Source organism: Bradyrhizobium sp., assembly GCF_049512235.1.
GTDB lineage: Bacteria > Pseudomonadota > Alphaproteobacteria > Rhizobiales > Xanthobacteraceae > Bradyrhizobium.
On the sequence record NZ_JBEKXH010000529.1, the window covers coordinates 1 to 4,212 of the forward strand.

Consider the following 4,212-nt stretch of genomic DNA (forward strand, 5'->3'; position numbering starts at 1 on the left):
CGCTGCATGTCGCGGAAGGTCTTCAGACTCGATCAGGGACTGTTAGAGTCTTTAACCCAGGGTCTCAATCCGCTGCATGTCGCGGAAGGTCTTCAGACTGTCGGCAAAAAATCCCTTCGTCAACAAGGATCTGCGGGCGGGAAATCCAGCAGCGTGCCTCAACTTTCCGTGACGCCCTTGAACATTCAATGAACAAGCTCGAGTATCCCCATAATTTCCTTTTGAATACAGCCGTTTACCATAAATCCAGCAGGCTGGCCAGTAAATTCCCGATTGCGATCAGGGGGTTGCATGTCCGACCAGAAACCCCGTTCGCTGCCCGCCCCGCTCGATGGCCGCCCCATTTTCGAGCGGGCGTCATCGCCGGCCGGCCTGACCATCGGCTGGCAGCGGGTGCGCGACAACGCCGGCTCGGCCGGCGGCGACGGCCAGACTATCGAGAGCTTCGCCGCCAACGCCGGCGAGCGCATCGCGGCGCTGTCCGCCGCCCTGCGCGACGGCAGCTATCGGCCGGGGCCGCTGCGCATTGCCATGATCGACAAGTCGAGCGGCGGCAAGCGCAAGCTGACCATTCCCTGCGTGCGCGACCGCATTGCGCAGTCGTCGGTCGCCCAGATCCTGATGCCCTTGCTCGACGTCGAAATGGAGGAAGGCAGTTTTGCCTATCGGCCGGGCCGTTCGGTGGCCGACGCGGTGAAGCGTGTCGAACTGTTGCGCCACCAGGGATTTGTCTGGACCGTCGATGCCGATATCGACGATTTCTTCGACACCATCCCGATCGATGCGCTGCTCGCGCGCTTCTCGAAATCGGTGCTGCCGAGCCCGCTGACCGACCTGCTGGCGATCTGGCTCGAACAGGGCGCCGTGCAGGGGCGCGGCATCGCCCAGGGCTCGCCGCTGTCGCCGTTGCTCGCCAACCTCTATCTCGACACGCTCGATGAGACGTTTTCGCGGGGCGGGCTGCGCATCGTGCGCTATGCCGACGATTTCCTGATCCTGACCAAGGACCGGCCCGGCGCGGAGGCCGGTTTCGTTCGCGTCGAAAAACTGCTCGCCGAACACGGATTGCGCCTCGATCCGCAAAAAACCCGTCTCGCAGCCTATGACGACAGCCTGCGCTTCCTCGGCCATGTGTTCGTCCGCGGCTGGGCCTTGGCCGATCCGAAGGGTGACGCCACCGACCACACCACCGCGGCGCTGGCGCGCCTCGCAGAGGAGGATCACAGGCTGGCGGAAGCGGAACACGCCGCGGCCACCGAAGAGGAAGGGCTGGCGAAGGCCGGCTATGACCGGGGCTTGCGGGTGCTGCACGTCAAGACCCCCGGCCGCAGGCTGCTGCTGCGCAATCAGTCGTTTGCGGTTCAGGAGGCGGCCGATGTCGAAGGCGACGCCGCCGGGCGCGAGCTGATCGCAGTCCACCATTCCCGCATCGATCGCATCGAGATCGGCCCGCAGGTCGATGCCGACCTGGAGACCCTGCGTCACGCGCTCGCCTGCGATATCCCGGTCGGCTTTGTCGATGGACACGGGCGCGCCACCGGGCATCTGGCCCGGACGCTGTCGCAGCATGCCCGCCGTCACCAGGCGCAGGCGCGTCATGCGCTCGACCCCACGCTGCGCCTTGGCCTCGCGCGCATTATCGTCGCGGGACGGCTTGCCAACCAGCGCGCCTTGTTGCGCCGGATCAACCATCGCCGCGGAATCGATGCGGTGGCCAATGCGGCGGCGCTGATCGGGCGCGCCATCGACAAGACCAAGACGGCGGCATCGATTGATGCGCTGATGGGCTTTGAAGGTGCCGGCACGCGCCTGTACTGGAAAGCCTGGGGGCGCCTGTTGCTGGGCGGCGTCACCTTCGGCAAGCGCACCCGGCGGACCGGCGCGGACCCCGTGAATGCCGCGCTTGATCTCGCCTCCTGGCTGTTGGCCCGCGACATCGGCGCGATCGCGCTGGCGGCGGGGCTGCATCCTGGCTTCGGCGCGCTGCACGAAACCTCGGACTTCCGCGACGCCTGCGTGTTCGACCTGATGGAGGAATTCCGCGCCGGGCTGGCGGAAAGCCTGGTGCTGACCATGATCAATGGCGGTGGCCTGCGCGGCGAGATGTTCGTGGCCCAGCAGAGCGGCGGCGGCCGGCTGTCGCGCGCGGCTTCGGACGCGATCGTAAGGCGCTACGAGGATCGTTGCGAACAGACGGTCACGAGTCCGCGCTCCGGCAAGCGCGTGACATGGCGCCGGCTGATGCGCGAACAGGCCGACGCCTACGCCGCTCACATCGAGGGGCGCGCGACCTATCGTCCCTTCGTCATCGATCATTAGCGGTAGAGGACAGATGGCGCGCGAGCACATTTTTGTCTTTTGTTACGACGTCGCCTCGAACCGGGTGCGGCGCCGCATGGCCGGGCTGCTCGAAGACAAGGGCACGAGGGTGCAGAAATCGGTGTTCGAGGTGCGCTGCTCGCTGGGCGCGGCCGAACGACTGCTCTCCCGGCTTTCGGCCGAGCGGCTCGCCGGCGACAGCGTACGGATGTATTGCCTGACGGAGGAGGCCCGGGCGCGATCAAGAACGGCCGGAGGGGCGCCGATCCCGGAACGGAGCGAGTTCTGGCTGTTGTGAATGCGCGGGCGCTGCGCGGATGCCGGCCCGTTTATCACAACTTCGAAAACAGCATGCACACAATGGTCAGGAACAGGCCGGCGCAAGCCATGGTCGCAAGATCCGCATTCAGTCGCGCGGTGATGCCGCCGCTGCCCTGCTCCGGCCGATCCGACGGGGCTGCCCGGTTGGAGTAATGCCTCAACAGGAAGCGGCCGAGAGCACAGGAAACCGTCAGAACGCCGAAGAACGCTGCGGCATGCGCCGCCGCCAGATGCCACAGAGGGGTGAGGCCGCCCGGCGCGGTCTGTCCGGCCTGCGGCAGCTCCTTCGGGACGCCGAAGGCCGCGAGAAAATCCGACGAGGCCAGCGCATTCATCCCGAGGAATGCCAACGCAAGGCCAATAATGACGCCGAAGGTTGCAATGACCGTGAGCCGCGTTGACGCGCCGGTCTGCCTTTCCTGCTCGCGGGCGTCGAGATAGGCGTTGGCGGCGCGTACCTGGCCGCGTACCTCGTCGTAAATCCCGGCGACGCCGGTCATCTTCAGCCACAGGTCATAGATCTCGCGGGCCTGAAGCTGGTTTGACACCTGCGTGAACCAGTAGCGCTGCTCGAAAGTGAGGACCTCCTCCTCGATGTCCAGCATCCGGCGACGAAAATCCGCCTGCCCGCCTATCCGCTTGTCCTTCACGGCTTCCGAAACGCGTTGCGACAGCGACAGCAGCGCGGCAAACTGCAACTGGATCAGCAACCCCATCTGAAAATAATGCCGTCTGAAATGTTCGGAAAGGACCTGGTGGAAGATGTCGTCGCCTTTTTCCGGGTCGCCGGTTCCGAACATCACCATGGAATAGCCGGAGAACAGATAGCGCGTGCCATAGGTCCCGCACCAGTGGCGGTCATAGCAATGCCTGCGTTCGAAACCTTCCAGAAACGCTTCGGCGCAGGGAAAACCTGTGCCGGGGTCATCGAGGAAACAGAGCCGGGCAAAATCCTTGCGTTCGACCCCGGAGGCGTCGCGCGTGCCGATAAAGACCATTGAGGGAACACGTTCATCGATGATCTGTCGCCAGCGCGGCCCGGCGTCCTGCGAAGTTTCCTCGATCGGAAGCGGGGCAAGAATGTTTTTCCAGATCTGATCGATGGGATTGCGGCGATCGACCGCGACACGCTCGATCCATTCCGAAGGTTTCAGGTGCGTGGCCGGCGATCCGCCGGACCATCGCAGCGAAGCCGGATATTCCGGAATGTGCTCGGAGCTGTCTTGGTCGACATGTTCCTGCTTGAAATAGGGCGGGTAGATGCGCCGCAACGCGTTCTGCAAGGCCAGCGCGTGGGCGAGCGACATCGGGCGGTCGCTGTTTGCGATCCTGACCGTGGGGTATTTTTCAAGCGCCACTTCGACGGCGAGAATGGCGACGCCGAGCTCGAACAGATAGAGGCGCATGCGGACGATGGGCAGCGCGACATCGACGCGCACATTTCCGCTCTCGCCCAATGCCTTGCCATCGATGTTGACGCTTACCTCCAGCCGTCCCGCATGCTCGCGCCGAAACAGCCGCAGGGAACGTTCGCCGTCGGTTGGCGCGGACGGATCAACCTGGTCGTAGAGG

4 protein-coding genes are annotated in these 4,212 nt (G+C 64.7%); 3 read left to right on the forward strand and 1 reads right to left on the reverse strand.

Annotated elements, in window-relative coordinates; translation table 11 throughout:
- The 3 genes from ABSG20_RS31055 to cas2 all read left to right on the forward strand — a co-directional run.
- Positions 1-192: hypothetical protein (locus ABSG20_RS31055; RefSeq protein WP_423868271.1), on the forward strand; the 192-nt coding region annotated here is incomplete at its 5' end.
- 99 nt (positions 193-291) lie between these two features.
- On the forward strand, positions 292-2,319 hold the full coding sequence (cas1, locus tag ABSG20_RS31060) for a CRISPR-associated endonuclease Cas1 (protein ID WP_423868272.1): 2,028 nt from the start codon (positions 292-294) through the stop codon (positions 2,317-2,319).
- 13 nt (positions 2,320-2,332) lie between these two features.
- Positions 2,333-2,617, forward strand: coding sequence for a CRISPR-associated endonuclease Cas2 (gene cas2, locus ABSG20_RS31065; protein ID WP_423868273.1), 285 nt, complete (start codon positions 2,333-2,335; stop codon positions 2,615-2,617).
- 34 nt (positions 2,618-2,651) lie between these two features.
- On the opposite strand, the gene ABSG20_RS31070 is transcribed toward cas2, so the two are convergent.
- A partial coding sequence (locus tag ABSG20_RS31070) for a hypothetical protein (RefSeq protein WP_423868274.1) occupies positions 2,652-4,212 on the reverse strand: 1,561 nt, incomplete at its 5' end.